This window comes from Streptomyces sp. SAS_281 (genome assembly GCF_052542855.1).
Genome location: NZ_JBMNDO010000050.1, coordinates 38,832 through 54,903, shown reverse-complemented (window position 1 = coordinate 54,903; position 16,072 = coordinate 38,832). Strand labels below are relative to the sequence as shown.

Here is a 16,072-nt window from a genome sequence, read left to right as displayed (position 1 = left end):
GTCCGGCGGCCGGTGCCGCCGCACCCGCCCAAGCTGGGATCAGCAGAGAACGTTGACCTGGTTGTCGTTGACCTGGCCCTCGACCGCGGCCGACACGGCGTTCAGCCGGGCCTGGATCGAGCCGAGGACCGCGACCTCGTCCGGGCTGAGGCCGTTGAAGACCTCGCGCTCGGAGTCCGACAGCAGGTCGACCGGGGTGCCGGCGCTGCGCAGCGCGTCGAGGGGTGCTTGCGACATGGGTCACTCCTTCATGGAGAGGGTCATCGGGCTGGTGCAACGGCAAGGCTGCTCCGGCGCCCCCCGGCTTCATATCCCTCGATCGACTATGAATCGGCGGGCGGGTGATCCCGCTCAAGGCGTTCTTGTCCGGAACATGACCCGCAGCTACTCTGACCCCCGGGAGTGAGGAAATCCCCCCGCCGGCCCATGCTTCGCTCACCGAAATGAGGGGTAAAGGGTTTGACCAGGCGTGAAATTCTGATCGCTTCGCTCGTGGCCGCCGGCTCCTCGAACCGGGATATCGCCGAAGCTCTCTGCATCAGCCCGCACACGGTGGCGGCCCACTTATGCAACATGCTCCGAAGAACGGGCGCGTCCAACCGTACGGAAATGATTGCGCGGCTTTACGCCCAGGGCGTTCTGGTCCAGGGGATCTGGCCGCCGCTGCCCGCCGACGAGCGGAAGCGGCAGGAGGCTCCCGAGGCCGTGGGCGCCCTCGCGGCGGCGGTCGCGGAGTGCTCGATCGGACCGGCCGGCGTCACGCTCGACTGGCCGCACTACGGGAACGAGGTACCGGTAACCATGACCTTCGACGCCCTGCACGCACTACGTGAGGCCGGACACCCGGTGGACCTCCTGGCGGTCGAGCAGCGCTCGGTCCTCTCGGGGCTCAGCGAACAGGAGGTCCAGGTCCTCAACTCCGTCAAGGAGCGGCTGGAAGCGGTCTCCGGTGAGGTGGAGGGACAGGACCTCAAGCTCCTGTGAACGGTGCCGCGCGGTGCGGCGGCTGCCGGGCCGCGGTGCCGGACGGGGCCCGGTTCTGCCCCGAGTGCGGCACACCGGTGGTCGCGGGCGCGCCGTCGTCGGACAGCCGCAGAATCGTCACGGCGGTCTTCATCGACCTCGTCGGCTCGACCGTGCTGGCCGAGACCCTGGACCCGGAGGCGCTGCGGCGCACGATGGACCGGTACTACCGCGCCTGCACCACGGCCGTCACCGAACACGGCGGTGTGGTGGAGAAGTTCATCGGCGACGCGGTGATGGCCGTCTTCGGGGCGTTCGTCACCCACGAGGACGACGCGCTGCACGCGGTCCGGGCGGCCTGCGCCGTCCGCGAGTCCGTGGCGGCCATCGCGACCGGTCCCGGGGTGCGGCTGGACATCCACTGCGGGATCGCCTCCGGAGAGGCCGTGGTGGCGGGGGTCCTCGGCGGCGCGGCCAGGGTGGTCGGGGACGTCGTGCACACCGCCGCCCGGCTCCAGTCGCACGCCGGGCCGCACGAGATCCTGATCGGTGAGGAGACGGCCGGGCTGGTCGGCGGACGGGTCCGCGTGGAGGCCGTCGCACCGCTGCGCGTGAAGGGCAAGCGCGAACCGGTCGCCGCCTGGCGGGCCCTCTCGTTGGTCGAGGGCACGGGCCAGGAGGATCTGGTGCCCCTCGTCGGGCGGGACGCCGATCTGGCCGCGCTGCTGCGCGAGTTCCAGGCGGTCCGCCGCGAGCGCCGCAGCCGCCCCGTCACGGTCACCGGCCCCGCGGGTATCGGGAAGTCCCGCCTGGTACGGGAGTTCCTGGCGAGGCACGGCGCGGAGGAGGCCGTCGTGCTGCGGGCCGGCTGCCAGGCGTACGGTGCCGGGCTCGCCCACCGCCCGCTGGCCGACGCGGTCTGGTCGCTGCCCGGCGGCTGGGAGCAGGCGCGGAGCGCGTTGGAGACGCTGGGCCCGAGCGCCGGCCGCGCCGTCACCGCACTCTCCGCGGCCCTGGGCATCCGCAGCGGGGACGGGCTCCCGGTGAGCGTCGAGGAGATCGGATGGGCGTTCCGGCGGCTGCTGGAGGCCCTGGGCCGCGGCGCCCCCGTGATCCTGGTCCTGGAGGACTTCCAGTGGGCACAGCCGACGCTCGCCGGGATGGTCGCCGATCTGTGCGAAGGAATACGGGACGCGGAGGTGCTGGTCGTCCGGGTGGCCAGGAACGAGGCGGCGGCACCGTCCGGCGGGGACCTCGTGCTGCATCTCGACCCGCTGCCCCGCGCCCACACCGAGCGGCTGGTGGGGCTGCTCGCGGACCGGGCGGAGGTCGCGGCGCAGGAGGCGGTCGCCACCGTCGACGAGCTGGCCCGGGTCGTCCGGGAGTGCGACGGCAATCCGCTCTTCGCCGAGCTGCTGCTGGAGAACCGGTCCGGCCCCCGGTCGGCGGACCAGGGCGTCCCCACATCGGTCCGGGTCCTGCTGACCGCATGGCTGGACCGGCTGCCGGCCACCGAACGGGCCGTGCTGGAACGGGCGGCCGGGGTCGGCGGGTCGTTCACGGCCGGAGACGTGCGCGCCCTCGCCGAGGACGAACCGGCCCTGGCCGGCCCGGCCCTGGACGACGCGCTGAACAGGCTCCTGCGCTCCCGGGTGCTCCACCTGTACGGACCGCCCGGCGCCTACCGGTTCACCCGCGCCCTGGCCCGGGACACCTTGTACGAGATGACCTCGAAGGCCCGGCGCGCGCACTGGCACACCGTGCTCGCCGACCGGCTCGACGGGCGGGCGCCGCGACCGGCCGCGGAGGGCGACCTCGCCCACCACCTGGAGTCCGCGTGCCGGCTGCTGTCCGAGGCGGACCCGGGCGATCCCGGGCTGCCCGCGCTGACCGGCCGCGCGGCCCGCGCCCTGGTGGCCACCGGCTACCGGGCCCTGCACCGCCGCGACCTGCCCGCCGCCGTCTCCCTGATGGAGCGCGGCCGCGATCTCACCCCGGACGGCGATCCCCAGCACCGGGTGCTGGCCGCCCGCATCACCGACGCGTACGCCGCGCTGGGCCGTTGGGAGAGCGCCCGGCGGGCCGTGGCGGAGGCGGAGCGCGGGAACGCGGGCGACGCCCCGACCCGGGACACCTGTGCCGTCCTGCGGCAGCTGATCGCCCTGCGCTCGGGCGGACCGGCGCCCGCCGGCGTTCCGTACGGGCCGGGTGACGAAGGCGCCGCGCCCGGTGCGGCGGACGACCTGAGTTGGTGCAGGCTGCATCAGCTGTCGTCGCTGCGGAGCTTCGCCGAGGGCCGGACCGGTGCGGCGGAGAGCGCCATGCGCGACGCGCTCACCCGGGCGCACGGGCTCGGCGACACCTACGAGGGCAACCGCATCCTGGCGTCCATCTGCGAGCTGACGCAGTGGTCGCCGACCCCGCTCGGCCAGGCCGTCGCGCTCTGCGAGGACCTGGTCCGGCGGTTCGACGGCGACCGGAGTCTGCTCGTGCCGGTCCTGCTGACCCGGGCACGGCACCTGGCCCTGTCGGACCGGCTGGACGCGGCTCGCGAGGACATCGCCCTGGTCCGCGTCCACTGCGACGACCTGGCGCTGGCCCTCGGCACCCTGGCGGCCGACCAGACGGCGGGGTTCGTGGAGTCCCTGGCCGGTGCGCACCCGGCGGCGGCCGGCCACTACACGGCGGCGGCGGACGGGCTCGCCGCGCTGGGGCAGACCCGGACCGCGGCCACCTTGCGGCTGTACGCGGCCCGCGAGCGGTTCCGCGCCGGGACCGACGGCCTCCTCGACGCGCCCGAACTCGCCGAGCCGCCCGCGGACCCGCCGGCGGAGGCGCGTACCCGGGCCGTCCGGCTGGCCCTGCGGGCACGGGTGCGGGCACGGGCCGGGGCGTACGGGGAGGCGGTCGGGGACGCCGAGCGCGCCACCGCCGCCGTGGACGGCACCGACGACCCGTGCCTCATCGGCGACGTGTGGTCCGAGGCGGCCCGGGTGCTGGACGCCGTGGGCGAACCGGTGCGTGCCCGGCGTGCGGCCGGGCGCGCGCTGGCCGCGCTGACGGCGAAGGAGGCCGTGCTCCCCGCCAGGACGGTACGGGCGTGGCTGGCCGAGCTGGAGGAGAAGCGATGAGCGATCCGCCCTGGAGACGGCCTCCGCGGGCCTACACCCCGGGCGTCCCGGCCTGGGGCGCGACCCGGGTCCAGACGGCGGAGGGGTTCTCGTCCGTCCCCATGGACTCGGTCTCACCCGAGTGGGCCTGGGGCGGCGCCGACGGTTCCGGGGTCCGGGTATGCGTCGTGGACAGCGGGGTCGAGGGCGGCCATCCGATGGTCGGCCCGGTCGACCTCGCCGTGACGGCCGTGCCGGACGAGGACGGCGAGGTGAGGATGGTGCCGTGCGAGGCCACCGACCGCGCCGGCCACGGCACCGCCTGCGCCGGGGTGATCCGGTCCGTCGCGCCGGGGGTGTCGCTCTCGTCCGTCCAGGTGCTGACGGACGGGAAGACCGGCAGCGGCCCGGCCCTCATCGCCGGTCTCGCGTGGGCCATCGAGCAGGACTTCGACGTCATCAACCTGAGTCTGGCGACGACCCGGCCGGCCCTGACCGCGCGGCTCCACGAGCTCGCCGACCGGGCCTACTTCCGCAGGTGCGTGCTCGTCGTCTCCGCGCACAACCGGCCGGTACCCAGCTATCCCTGGTCGTTCTCCTCGGTGGTCTCCGTCGCGAGCCACGACGAGGACGACCCGATGACGTACTACTACAACCCCTCGCCGCCCGTGGAGTTCCACGCGCGCGGTGTACGCGTGCCCGTGGCGTGGCCCGGTGGCGGCACCATCCGCTCGACCGGCAACAGCTTCGCCGCACCGCACATCTCGGGCCTGTGCGCGCTGATCCTCGGCAAGCACCCCTGGCTCACGCCGTTCCAGCTGAAGACGGTGCTGTTCCTCTGCGCCGGGAACACCACCGGTCGACTTGGAGGTGCGCATGACGAAACCCGTTGACGCCGCGACGCCCGTGGAGCGCCGCCTGCTGCAGTCCGTCGTGGAAGTCGCGCGCCACGCCTTCGGCGCGGCGGCCTCCTCGATCTTCCTCATCGATCCGGAGACCGGCGACCTGGTCTTCGAGGCCGTGGCCGGTGAGGGCGACGGCCAACTCGTGGGTACGCGCTTCCCGGCGGGTACCGGCATCGCGGGCTGGGTCGCCGCGTCGGGTCAGTCGATGCTCGTGGACGACCTGCGCGAGTCGCGGCACTTCTCGGGCGAGGCCGCCGCCTCCACCGGGTACGTGCCCGACAGCATCATGGCCGCTCCGCTGTTCGGCGACGACGAGTGCGTCGGCGTCCTGGAGGTACTGGACCGGGGGGCGGGCGGCGTACGGGAGATGGCCGACGTCGAACTGCTCGGGCTGCTCGCCGACCAGGCCGCGATCGGGCTGGAACTGCTCACCCGGCTGCGCGCCGCCGAGCCCAGCAACCGGTCCGACAAGGCGCTGCGGCTCCTGGAGATGGCGGAATCGCTGCTGGCCCCGACCCATGGCTGAGCGCTGCGTCCTGCTCCTCACCAGAAGCGGCGACGGGGAGGCCACCGAGGTGGCCGGCCTGCTCCGGCGGATCGGCGTACCGGTGCACCGGCTCGACGCGGACCGCCTGGCGGACGTCCGGGCGGTCCACGGACCGGACGGCGTACTGACCCTGGACGGGCACCGGTTCGCCCCGACGGTGACCTGGCTGCGCCACTTCTCGCCCCGGGCCGCGTCGCCGGCCGGGGCGGCCGGCGGGCGGATGGCGTACCGGGACGCCTGGGCCGCCCTGGCCCAGCAGCTGGCCCTGGCCTCCCCGGCCGCCATCGGCGCTGCCGACCCCGGGCAACTGGTGCAGCGGGACCGGGCGCGGGCGCTCGGCGTGCGCGTCCCGCGCGGACTGGTCACCACCGACCCGGCGGACGCGGCCGGGCTGCTCCCCGCCGAGCGGTACGTGCTCAAGGTCCTCGACCGGCACTACGTGGAGCCGGTGCCCGGCCGGCTCGCCTGGTACCTGCCGCGCGTCCTGGACCGCGACCGGCTCGCCGGTGTGCCGGGGCTCCCCCGCTCCACACCGGTGGTGCTCCAGGAGTACGTCGAACACGACGCGGAGTACCGGGTCTACCTCGCCGGGGACGAGCTGCACGCCTTCGAGGTGGCCAAGGAGCGTCCCGAGGACATCTGGACCCGACCCGGCGAGGTGCGCGTCCGGCGGGTCCGGCCGCCGGACGCCGTGGCCTCGGCGGCGCGCGCCCTGGCCGGGGACTGCGGCGCCGTCTACGGGGCGTTCGACTTCCTCTGGGCCGGGGAGGAGCCCGTGTTCCTGGAGATGAACGCCCACGGCGACTGGCACTGGTTCGAGCGTGAGGCCGGTGTCGACGTGGTGACCCGGGCCGTCGTACGGACCGTGCGGGACCTCCACCGGACCGCCGTCGGGGACGCCCGCCCGGCGGCCGTCAGCCTGCTCGCCTTCCTCGGCGCGGGGCGCGCGGGCTGAATCAGCCGCCCGGGGTGGGCAGCGCCCGCTCCGCCACCTCCAGCACCGCGCGCAGGGCGGCCGACGGATTGTCCGTCCGCCAGGCGAGTGCCGGCTGCCGTCGGATCGGCGGACCGGCCAGCGGGCGGTAGACCAGGCCGCTGAGCTGGATGTGCTGGACGGAGGTGACGGTCAGGGTCGCCCCGACTCCCGCGGCGACCAGCGCCAGGATGGTGTACGAGTCCGGCGCCTCCTGCACCACGCGCGGGGTGAACCCGGCCGCCTCGCACGCCTCGGTCATCGCGTCCCGCACGGTGGAGCCGGTGTTGGCGGGGAACGCGACGAACGGCTCCCCGGCCAGCGCGTCCAGCGGGATCTCGGGGCGGCCGGCGAGCGGATGGTCGAGGGGCAGCGCGCACACCAGCTCCTCCTGGTCGATCACCCGGCAGCTCACGCCCGGCCGCGTCACCGGGAGCCGGACGAACCCCAGGTCGAGCGAGCCGTCCGCGACCCGGGCGAGCGCCACGTCGGCGTAGGTCTGCCCGGTCATGACCAGCTCGATACCCGGGTGCGCGGCCCGCACCGCCCGGGTCAGCAGCGGCAGCGTCTCGTGGCTGGACGCGCCCGCGAAGCCGATGCGGACCCTTCCGTACGCGCCCTGTCCGGCCGCCCTCGCGGCCCGTACCGCCGTGTCCAGGTCGTCCAGCACGGTCCGCACCGGCTGGAGGAAGGACTCCCCCGCGCTGGTGAGCCGCACCGAGCGGGTGTTGCGTTCGAAGAGCTGGACGCCGAGCTCCCTCTCCAGGCGGCGGATCTGCTGGCTCAGCGGCGGCTGCGCCATCCGGAGCCGCTTGGCGGCGCGGCCGAAGTGCAGTTCCTCCGCCACGGCGAGGAACGCGGCAAGGTGGCGCAGCTCCATGCCGTCCCCTCCCCCGGGCCCGCCGGCGTCATTGATTGTTCCGGCGTCTCGGTCCGAGCCTAATTCGGTATTGGACGGCGATCAAAGCCGCTGAAAGCGTCGGCAGCGCGGGCATCCGGCCCGCCCCAGTGAGAGGACCGTGACCGCATGCGTATCAGGATCGTCGGCGCCGGAGCCATGGGCCGTGGCATCGCCCAGTGGGCGGCATCGGCCGGACACACCGTCGAGCTGTGCGACGTACGCGCCGAGGCGGTGGCGGACGCCGTCTCCTTTGTACGCTCCATGCTGGACCGGGCCGTGGCCAAGGGGCGGATGGCGGCGGCGGACGCGGAGTCGGCGGTGGCGCGGCTGGTCCCGCTGGACGATCCGTGGGCGGCGGGCCCCGACGTGGATCTGGTGATCGAGGCCGTACGCGAGGACCTGGCGACGAAGACCGAGGTCTTCGGCCGGCTGGAACAGGCGCTGCCCTCGTCCGCGGTGTTCGCCACCAACACCTCCTCGCTGTCGGTGACCCGGATCGCCGCCGCGCTGAAGGACCCGTCACGCCTCGCCGGGCTGCACTTCTTCAACCCGGTGCCGCTGATGCGGATCGTGGAGGTGGTGCCCGGCGCCGCGACCCGGCCGGAGATCCCGCCGCTGCTCGCCTCGCTCGTGGAGGGCTGCGGCCACCGCGCGGTGACGGTCGCGGACACCCCGGGCTTCCTGATCAACCACGCCGGGCGCGGCCTGGTGACGGAGGCGCTGGCGCTCCTTGAGGAGAACGTCGGGGAGCCGGCGGACATCGACCGGATCGCACGCGATGTGCTGGGGCTCCGGATGGGCCCGTTCGAGCTGATGGACCTCACCGGGCTCGATGTGACGGCCGCCGTCATCGACTCGATCTGGGAGGGCTTCCGTCACGAGGACCGGCTCCGCCCCTCCTTCCTCACCCCGAACCGGGTGGCGGCCGGGCTGCACGGCCGCAAGACCGGTCACGGCTGGTACGCGTACGGCCCCGAGGCCGCGGGCCCCGCGCCGGAGCCGCCGGTCACCGGGGACGCGGACCGCCCGGTGCACGTCTTCGCGCCGGACCCCGCGCGGGAGCCCGGGGCGGCCGCGCTCCGCGAGGCGCTGGCCTCGGCGGGCGCCGCCGTGGAGAGCGGGGAGCGGCCGTCGGACGCGGCGGTCGTCCTGGTCCCGGTCTGGGGCACCCCGGTCGCCTCGGCGGTCGCCGCGCACGGGCTGCCCGCTGGCCGCGCCTTCGGCGTCGACCCGCTGCCGGCGGCGGGGCGGCGACGGGTGCTCGCGGTGACCCCGGCGGCGGACGCGGCGGCGGGCCGGGACGCCCGTGCGGTGCTGGCCCGGGCGGCGGCCGGCGGGGAGCCGTTCGCGGTGTCGGTGGTCCGGGACACGGCGGGCTCGGTCGCGCAGCGGCTGCTGGCTTCCGTCGTGTCGGTCGCGGCGTCCATCGCGGAGCGCGCGCTCGCCGCCCCGGCCGACATCGACGTGGCCGTCACGGCGGGGCTCGGCTACCCGGTGGGCCCGCTGGCGTGGGGCGACCGGGTCGGCGCCGCCCGGATGCTGGAGCTGCACCGGGCGCTGTACGCGTCGACGGGCGACCCGCGCCACCGCCCGACCCGCTGGGTCACGGAGCGCGCGGCGCTGGGGCTGGCGCTGACGGACCCGGGGACGTCGCCTGGGGACGTGCTCGGGGCGTGACCGATTCGTACAAGACGGGGGGCCGGGGCCCTGCCTACGGTCGGTGCATGACGCCACGACTCGACGCGGTCTCCCTCACCACCGCCGACCTGCCCGCATCCCTCGCCTTCTACCGCCGGCTGGGGCTCGACATCCCGACCGGCGCGGAATCCGCGCCCCATGTGGAGGTGGTCCTGCCGGGCGGCGGGCGGCTGCTGTGGGACACCGAGGACGTCGTCCGCTCCTTCGATCCCGACTGGGCGCCGCCGCCGTCCGGCGGGGACCGGCTCGGGCTCGCCTTCCTCTGCGACAGCCCGGCCGAGGTCGACGCGGACCTGACCGGTGCCGGCCACCGGGGCCACCTGAAGCCGTGGGACGCGGTGTGGGGGCAGCGGTACGCCGTCGTCCTCGACCCGGACGGCTGCGCGGTCTCGTTGTTCGCGCCGGCTGACGCCTAGGAGGTGTTTCGGAAGTCCCGCCTGTCCGGCCGGGCGGACGGCGCTACTTGCGAAACACGCCTTAGGCGCGGCGGCCGAAGTACGCGGTGAGCGTCGTGCCGGCCAGGTCGCGCATGTCCCGCGCCAGATGGGCCTGGTCGGCGCAGCCCGCCGCGAGCGCCGCGTCGGCGTAGGGCAGCCCGGAGCGTACGAGGGCCAGGGCCCTCTGGAGGCGGAGGATCCGGGCCAGGGTCTTGGGCCCGTAGCCGAAGGCGGCCAGCGAGCGGCGGTGCAGCTGGCGGGGCCCGAGCCCGGCGCTCCGGGCGGCCTCCGCGACGCTGCCGCCCGCCTCCAGGCACGCGGCGACCGCGCGCATCACCGGGTCCGGGGGCTCGGTCCGCGCCGCCCGGCCCAGGGCGATGTCCTCCAGGGCGGCGGCCTGGTCGGCCGCTTCGGCGAGGCGTTCGGTCAGGCGGCGGACCGGGGCGCCGGGCCACAGCGCCGCGAGCGGGACCCGGAGGTCGCGCAGTTCGTCGGCGGGGACGCCGAGCAGGGCGGGGGCGGTGCCCGGGGCGAAGCGGATTCCGGCCCAGCTGCCGCCGGTTCCGGTGGACGGAGCGGTGCGGGTGTCGGGCCCGGCGACGAGCAGGCGGTCCCCGTTCCACAGCAGGTCCATGCAGCCGTCAGGCAGCACCGGGTGGTCCGTGCCCGGCTCCACGGTCAGGGTCCACACCTTCGCGCCGTCCAGCCGCGATGCGCGCTCTACATAGCTGTCGCCCATGCCGCTAGTGTCGTCGACGGACACGGCAGCGTACGTACTCGGCTACGGGGGCGGTCATGGCGGCACTGATGGAGTTCACCACGGACAACGGGGCGACGGTGACCGTGGAGGTCGACCGTCACGCGCCCGGCGCGCAACTGGTGTCGCGGGACGGGCAGCACGCCCTGGCGCGCGCGGGGCGCACGTTCGACAGCGCGCTGGAGGGCATCCGGTCGGCGGCCGAGTCGGCGCTCGCCGTGTTCCGGGACGGGCGGCTGCAGCCGGACGGGGTGGAGCTGGAGTTCGGCGTGAAGATCACCTCGGAGGCGGGCGCGGTGATCGCGAAGAGCGCGCTGGAGGGGCACCTCACGGTGAAGCTGTCCTGGTCGCCGGGATCGCAGAGCACGACGGCCGCCGGCTGAGCGCTCACTCGTCGTACGGGTTGGACCGGTCCGCGTCCTTCTCGCGGCCGGGCTTCTGGAGCCGGGACTTCACGTCGTCCGGCGGCAGGAAGCGCGACCAGCGCTCGGGGAACTCGGAGGGCATGTACGGGCTGTCGCCCTCGTCGCCGTCGTCCTCGTCGTCGTCCTCGTCGGCCGGCGGGCCGCCGTGCCAGCTCTCCGCCTGGGTGCGGGCCACGAACTCGGCGGCCTGGGCGGCGCGCACCCGGTCGTTGGCGGCGCGGGCGGCGGCCGTCGCCACCGAGGGCCAGACCCGGTCGATGGCCGCGTTGACGGCGGCGCCCACCAGCACCGCGAACGCGGAGACGCCGATCCACAGGAGCACCGCGATGGGGGCGGCCAGCGATCCGTAGATCGTGGGGCCCTCGACCGTACTGGTCAGGTAGATCCGGAGCAGGAAGCTGCCGAGCACCCACATCGCCAGGGCGACCAGGGCGCCCGGCATGTCCTCGATCCACGGCGAACGGACCGGCACGGACACGTGGTAGAGGGTGGTGAGGAAGGCGACCGAGAGCACGATCACCAGCGGCCAGTACAGGACGCTTATGACTTCGGTGCCCCACGGTATGAGCTCCACGACCCGGTCCGGGCCGACCACGAGCAGCGGCAGCACGACCGCCCCGAGCAGCAGCGCCACCACGTACAGCAGGAAGGCGAGCATCCGGGTCTTGACGATGCCGCGCTGGCCGTCGAGCCCGTACATGACGGTGATCGTGTCGATGAAGACGTTGACCGCGCGGGAGCCGGACCACAGGGCGATCGCGAAGCCGATGGAGATGACGTCGGGCCGGGCGCCGGTCGTGACGTCGGCCAGGAGCGGCTTGGCGAAGTCGTTGACGCCGCGCTCGGAGAGCATGGTGTGGGCCGCGCTGAGGATGTTGCGCTCGATGGACGCGACCGTCGCGGTGCTGGTCCACTCGTCCACGTAACCGAGCAGGCCGATCAGGCCGAGGAGCAGCGGGGGCAGGGACAGCAGGGTGAAGAACGCGGCCTCGGCCGCGAGTCCCAGGATGCGGTACTCCATGCACGAGTTGACCGTGTCCTTGAGCAGCTGCCAGGCGAGCTGCCGCTTGGAGACATTGCGGTAGAGCACTCGGGCCCGGTGGAGCCGGCCCGGTGGCCGCTCGGGTGTTTCGTCTGCTGCCTGCACGTCCTTACCGTATCGGCATGGCGACCAGCACCCACACCGTGTCCAACCAGCCCCCTCCCCTGCTCGGCTATGACGTCTTCGGCGCGGACCGGGCGCTCGGCGAGGCCGTGGAACGTCATCTTCCGCCCGAGGTCCTGGACGAGGCCCGCGACGGGCTCACCGCGCTCGGCCGGTCGGCCGGTTCCGCGCAGGCCGCCTCCTGGGGCACCGAGGCGAACGCGTACCCGCCGAGGCTGCGCACCCACGACCGCTACGGGCACCGCGTCGACGAGGTCGACTTCCACCCGGCCTGGCACCGGCTGCTCGGGCACGCCGTGGGCGCGGGTCTGACCGATGCCTGGGACCGCCCGGGCGGGCATGTCCGCCGGGCGGCGGGCTTCCTGGTGTGGACGCAGGCGGAGGCGGGGCACGGCTGCCCGCTCTCCATGACGCACGCGGCGGTGCCGGCCCTGCGCACCGAGCCGGAGGCGGCCGCCGAGTGGGAGCCGCTGCTGACCTCGCGGGTGTACGAGGAGGGGCTGCGGCCGCCCGGGCGGAAGGCGGGGGCGCTGCTCGGGATGGGCATGACGGAGAAGCAGGGCGGCTCGGACGTACGGGCGAACTCCACGCGCGCCGAGCCGCTGTCCGGGGACGGCGGGTACGTGCTGACCGGGCACAAGTGGTTCTGCTCGGCGCCGATGTCCGACGGCTTCCTGGTCCTCGCACAGGCGCCGGACGGTCTCACCTGCTTCCTGCTGCCCCGGGTGCTGCCGGACGGCACCCGCAACCCGTTCGCGATCCAGCGGCTCAAGGACAAGCTGGGCAACCGGTCCAACGCGTCGGCGGAGGTCGAGTTCGACGGGACGTGGGCGCGGCGGATCGGCGAGGAGGGGCAGGGCGTCCGCACGATCATGGGCATGGTGGCGGCGACCCGGCTGGACTGTGTGACCGGTTCGGCGGCGCTGATGCGGCAGGCGGTGGCGCAGGCGGTCCACCACACGACGCACCGGTCCGCGTTCGGCGGCCCGCTCGTGGACAAGCCGCTGATGCGCAACGTGCTGGCCGATCTGGCGGTGGAGTCGGAGGCGGCGACCGTGCTGGCGATGCGGCTCGCGGCGGCGTACGACGACGGCGGCGAGAGCGAGTCGGCGTTCCTGCGGATCGCGGTGCCGGCGGCGAAGTACTGGGTGACCAAGCGGTGCACGCCGCTGGTGGGCGAGGCGCTGGAGTGCCTGGGCGGCAACGGCTACGTGGAGGAGTCGGGGATGCCCCGGCTGCTGCGGGAGGCGCCGCTCAACTCCGTCTGGGAGGGGTCCGGGAACGTCCAGGCGCTGGACGTGCTGCGGGTGCTGCGGCGCGAACCGCTCGCGCTGAACGCGTTCCTCCAGGAGGTCGGGCGGGCCCGGGGCGCGGATCACCGGCTGGACGCGGCGATCAGGGACATGCTGACGGAGCTGGCCGATCTGGCGGGGATCGAGGCGCGGGCGCGCCGGGTGGTGGAGCGGATCGCGCTCGTGCTCCAGGGCTCGCTGCTGGTGCGCTGGGCGCCGCCCGAGGTGGCGGACGCCTTCTGCGCTTCGCGCCTGGGCGGGGACGGGGGCGCGGCGTTCGGGACCCTTCCGCACACCCTGGATCTGGCGTCGGTCGTGGCCCGGGCCCGGCCGGTGGAGGGCTGACCGGGACAGCGACGGGGGGTGGTGCTGCGCCGACACGGCACCACCCCCCATGCTGTACACACCGCACGTGAGGGCCGGGGCCCCGCGGTGCGGTGTGCCGCCACTCTTGTACGGTCCGGGGACCCTCGCCAGAGTTGCAGAGGGTTGCAACCATTGTGTGGAGTTGCGGTATCGCGGCCCGGCCGGCGGCAGGATGGGGGCGCGGCCCGCGCACCGGGCCGGCACTGGGTGAGGGGGAACCGGCGTGGAGACGACTTCGGCCGAGGCGATGCGGCCGGCCGTTCAGGAGAGCGCGCAGGCCAGGCGTCTGGTGCACCGGTCCCGTGAGGCGCGGATGGCGGGCGACCGCATGCCCGCCGTGCCCCGGGCGGAGATCGGCGCCTCCTGGGACCGGGTGCTGCGCAGCGGCCTCGATCCCGAGCAGCCGACGCACAGCAGACTGCTGGAGGCGGACGAGATCGAGCACCGGCGCCGCAGTTCGGTGCTGGGCGAGGTGATGCCGCTGCTCAGCGACGGGCTGACGAGCATCGCGGACGCCTCGCAGCAGATCATGGTCGTCACCGATGTGGAGGGCCGGGTGCTGTGGCGCGAGGGCAACACGGGGGTGCTGCGCCGGGCCGACGGCATCTGCCTCGCGGAGGGCGCGGCGTGGTCCGAGGAGATCACCGGCACCAACGCGATCGGTACGGCGCTCGCGGCCCGCGCCCCGGTGCAGGTGCACTCGGCGGAGCACTTCGTGCGCAGTCTGCACGGCTGGACGTGCGCGGCGGCCCCGGTGCGCGATCCCCGGGACGGCCGGCTGATGGGCATCGTGGACATCAGCGGGCCCGCCTCCACGTTCCACCCGACGACGCTGGCCCTGGTGCGTTCGGTGGCCCGGCTGGCGGAGAGCGAGATCCGGGTGCGCCATCTGGAGGCGGTGGACCGGCTGCGGGCGGTGGCCGCCCCGGTCCTGAGCCGGATCGGCGGCCGGGCGCTGGCGGTGGACGGCCACGGCTGGACGGCGGCGGTGACGGGGATGCCCCCGGTGGACCGGCTGCCGCTGCCGAAGTCGCTGGGGCCGGGCCGGGTGTGGCTGCCGTCGCTGGGGATGTGCCGGGTGGAGCCGCTGCCGGGCGGCTGGCTGGTCCAGGTCGCGGACGGGGCGATGGACAGCCCGCCGCGCCGGGTGGTCCTCGATCTGAGCCGGCCGCGCGCGCTCGCGGTGAACGTGGTGAGCCCGGTGGGCACCTGGACCCAGCGGCTCTCCCCGCGCCACGCCGAGCTGCTGTACGCGCTGGCGCTGCACCGCGAGGGGCGTACGGCCTCCGAGCTGGCGCACGACCTGTTCGGCGACGCGACCAGGACGGTGACGGTCCGGGCGGAGATATCGCGGCTGCGGCGCCATCTGGCCGAGGTGCTGGCGCACCGCCCGTACCGGTTCGGCGAGGGCGTGGAGGTGGAGGTGGTCCACCCGGAGCACCCGGCCGATCTGCTGCCCCGCTCGCAGGCCCCGGTGGTGGAGGCGGCGCGGGATGCGCGGGAGGAGCGCGCAGGGAAGGCGCCGGAGGCCCCGTGACCAGGGCCGGGTGGGGCGCGGAGGCCGGGGCATGGTTGTCTGGCAGCCATGAGCGACCCCGTACGTCCTGATCCACCGGCCCGCGAAGAGGTGACCGTCTGGTCCCTGGAGCAGACCTCCCCCGACGATCTGCGGCCGTCCGCCGTACCGGACGCGGGGGTCCGGATCGTGCGGTCCGAGGTTCCGCTGCCCGAGTTCAGCCGCTTCCTGTACACGGCGGTCGGCGGTGACATCCGGTGGACGGACCGCCTGGGCATGACGTACGCGCAGTGGCGGGAGGCCCTGGAGCGGCCGGGCGCGGAGACCTGGGTGGCGTACGCGAACGGCACGCCCGCGGGCTACATCGAGCTGGATCCGCAGGACGACGGCGTGGTCGAGATCATGTACTTCGGGCTGATCCCGGCCTTCCGGGGGCGGCGGATCGGCGGACATCTGCTGTCGTACGGCACCGCCCGCGCCTGGGACCTCGCCGAGCGGTGGCCGGAGCGGCCGGCGACGAAGCGGGTGTGGCTGCACACCTGCTCCAAGGACGGTCCGCACGCGATGGACAACTACCTGAGGCGCGGCTTCCGCCTGTTCGACACGCGGACGGAGCTGGAGGAGCCGGTGGACACCCCCGGCCCGTGGCCGGGCTCCGGCCGCTGAGCCGCGTCCCACGCACCCCCGCACCTGATTCCGTAGCAATTCCCCTTGCTTGTCCGGTTTTACGCTTCACCTCGGCGCCCGCCACGCACGTGACGGGCGCCACATTGTCTCATCAAGCGGGACCACGCCGTCCACATCATGGATAGTGGTGGACTGCCGCGAGATCCCCATGACACGCTTCCGTCATGTCCGGAACTGGAATTGCCTTGGTGAGTCGACGCCACGTCGACCTCGGCCGCATGTCCAGCGCCATCTGTCCGGCGGGCTGAGAGTCCCAGCACCGCCGAGATCCCCTTGCTTCAGTTCAGCCCTGCGCACCGCCGCGCTTCACGCGAGTGTGCAGTTCAGAGC

General features: G+C 74.5%; 16 protein-coding genes and 1 pseudogene. 13 read left to right on the top strand and 4 right to left on the bottom strand.

The features are described 5' to 3' along the window. Positions 1-39 precede the first annotated feature (39 nt). Entirely contained in the window at positions 40-237 is a 198-nt protein-coding gene (locus tag ACN6LM_RS20285) for an aroma-sacti cluster domain-containing protein (RefSeq protein WP_164403485.1), read from the bottom strand. Between the two features lie 222 nt (positions 238-459). On the opposite strand from ACN6LM_RS20285, the pseudogene ACN6LM_RS20280 reads away from it, so the two are divergent. The 6 genes and pseudogenes from ACN6LM_RS20280 to ACN6LM_RS20255 all read left to right on the top strand — a co-directional run. Further along, positions 460-603: pseudogene (locus ACN6LM_RS20280) on the top strand (helix-turn-helix domain-containing protein); the annotation flags it as partial. Positions 604-609: 6 nt separating this feature from the next. Then, a complete protein-coding gene (locus tag ACN6LM_RS20275) occupies positions 610-984 on the top strand; it encodes an aroma-sacti cluster domain-containing protein (protein ID WP_445066796.1) in 375 nt (124 codons plus the stop codon). Then, on the top strand, positions 981-4,094 hold the full coding sequence (locus ACN6LM_RS20270; protein ID WP_445066791.1) for an AAA family ATPase: 3,114 nt from the start codon (positions 981-983) through the stop codon (positions 4,092-4,094). The genes ACN6LM_RS20275 and ACN6LM_RS20270 overlap by 4 nt, the downstream gene beginning before the upstream one ends. Next, a complete protein-coding gene (locus ACN6LM_RS20265; protein ID WP_445066790.1) occupies positions 4,091-4,966 on the top strand; it encodes a S8 family serine peptidase in 876 nt (291 codons plus the stop codon). Before ACN6LM_RS20270 ends, ACN6LM_RS20265 begins: the two co-directional genes overlap by 4 nt. A gap of 13 nt (positions 4,967-4,979) precedes the next feature. Continuing rightward, positions 4,980-5,504, top strand: coding sequence for a GAF domain-containing protein (locus ACN6LM_RS20260; protein WP_445066795.1), 525 nt, complete (start codon positions 4,980-4,982; stop codon positions 5,502-5,504). After that, positions 5,497-6,480 carry a hypothetical protein gene (locus ACN6LM_RS20255; protein WP_445066789.1) on the top strand — a complete coding sequence of 328 codons (984 nt, stop codon included), beginning with the start codon at positions 5,497-5,499 and terminating at the stop codon, positions 6,478-6,480. Before ACN6LM_RS20260 ends, ACN6LM_RS20255 begins: the two co-directional genes overlap by 8 nt. A gap of 1 nt (position 6,481) precedes the next feature. Here the strand turns inward: ACN6LM_RS20255 and ACN6LM_RS20250 are convergent, their stop codons facing one another. Further along, positions 6,482-7,378, bottom strand: a complete 897-nt coding sequence (locus ACN6LM_RS20250; protein WP_445066788.1) for a LysR family transcriptional regulator — start codon at positions 7,376-7,378, stop codon at positions 6,482-6,484. 147 nt (positions 7,379-7,525) lie between these two features. Between ACN6LM_RS20250 and ACN6LM_RS20245 the strand changes: the two genes are divergently transcribed. Both ACN6LM_RS20245 and ACN6LM_RS20240 read left to right on the top strand, forming a co-directional pair. Further along, positions 7,526-9,076: a 3-hydroxyacyl-CoA dehydrogenase gene (locus ACN6LM_RS20245; RefSeq protein ID WP_445066787.1), complete on the top strand. Its 1,551-nt coding sequence runs from the start codon at positions 7,526-7,528 to the stop codon at positions 9,074-9,076. A gap of 47 nt (positions 9,077-9,123) precedes the next feature. Continuing rightward, positions 9,124-9,513, top strand: coding sequence for a VOC family protein (locus tag ACN6LM_RS20240; RefSeq protein WP_445066786.1), 390 nt, complete (start codon positions 9,124-9,126; stop codon positions 9,511-9,513). A gap of 61 nt (positions 9,514-9,574) precedes the next feature. Here ACN6LM_RS20240 and ACN6LM_RS20235 read toward each other — a convergent pair whose 3' ends face one another. Beyond that, complete coding sequence (locus tag ACN6LM_RS20235) at positions 9,575-10,273, bottom strand: helix-turn-helix domain-containing protein (protein ID WP_445066794.1); 699 nt, start codon at positions 10,271-10,273, stop codon at positions 9,575-9,577. Between the two features lie 56 nt (positions 10,274-10,329). Between ACN6LM_RS20235 and ACN6LM_RS20230 the strand changes: the two genes are divergently transcribed. Continuing rightward, positions 10,330-10,674 carry a CU044_2847 family protein gene (locus ACN6LM_RS20230; RefSeq protein ID WP_445066785.1) on the top strand — a complete coding sequence of 115 codons (345 nt, stop codon included), beginning with the start codon at positions 10,330-10,332 and terminating at the stop codon, positions 10,672-10,674. 4 nt (positions 10,675-10,678) lie between these two features. On the opposite strand, the gene ACN6LM_RS20225 is transcribed toward ACN6LM_RS20230, so the two are convergent. After that, positions 10,679-11,806, bottom strand: a complete 1,128-nt coding sequence (locus tag ACN6LM_RS20225) for a YihY/virulence factor BrkB family protein (protein ID WP_445066793.1) — start codon at positions 11,804-11,806, stop codon at positions 10,679-10,681. A gap of 74 nt (positions 11,807-11,880) precedes the next feature. Here ACN6LM_RS20225 and ACN6LM_RS20220 point away from each other — a divergent pair, with 74 nt between their 5' ends. The 4 genes from ACN6LM_RS20220 (at position 11,881) to ACN6LM_RS20205 (ending at position 15,990) form a co-directional block, all read left to right on the top strand. After that, positions 11,881-13,518, top strand: coding sequence for an acyl-CoA dehydrogenase family protein (locus ACN6LM_RS20220; protein ID WP_445066784.1), 1,638 nt, complete (start codon positions 11,881-11,883; stop codon positions 13,516-13,518). 268 nt (positions 13,519-13,786) lie between these two features. Continuing rightward, positions 13,787-15,076 (top strand): GAF domain-containing protein, encoded by a 1,290-nt coding sequence (locus ACN6LM_RS20215; RefSeq protein ID WP_445066792.1) that lies wholly within the window; start codon positions 13,787-13,789, stop codon positions 15,074-15,076. A gap of 48 nt (positions 15,077-15,124) precedes the next feature. Next, positions 15,125-15,721: a GNAT family N-acetyltransferase gene (locus tag ACN6LM_RS20210; protein WP_445066783.1), complete on the top strand. Its 597-nt coding sequence runs from the start codon at positions 15,125-15,127 to the stop codon at positions 15,719-15,721. 185 nt (positions 15,722-15,906) lie between these two features. Then, complete coding sequence (locus ACN6LM_RS20205; RefSeq protein WP_309500612.1) at positions 15,907-15,990, top strand: putative leader peptide; 84 nt, start codon at positions 15,907-15,909, stop codon at positions 15,988-15,990. Positions 15,991-16,072: the final 82 nt, after the last annotated feature.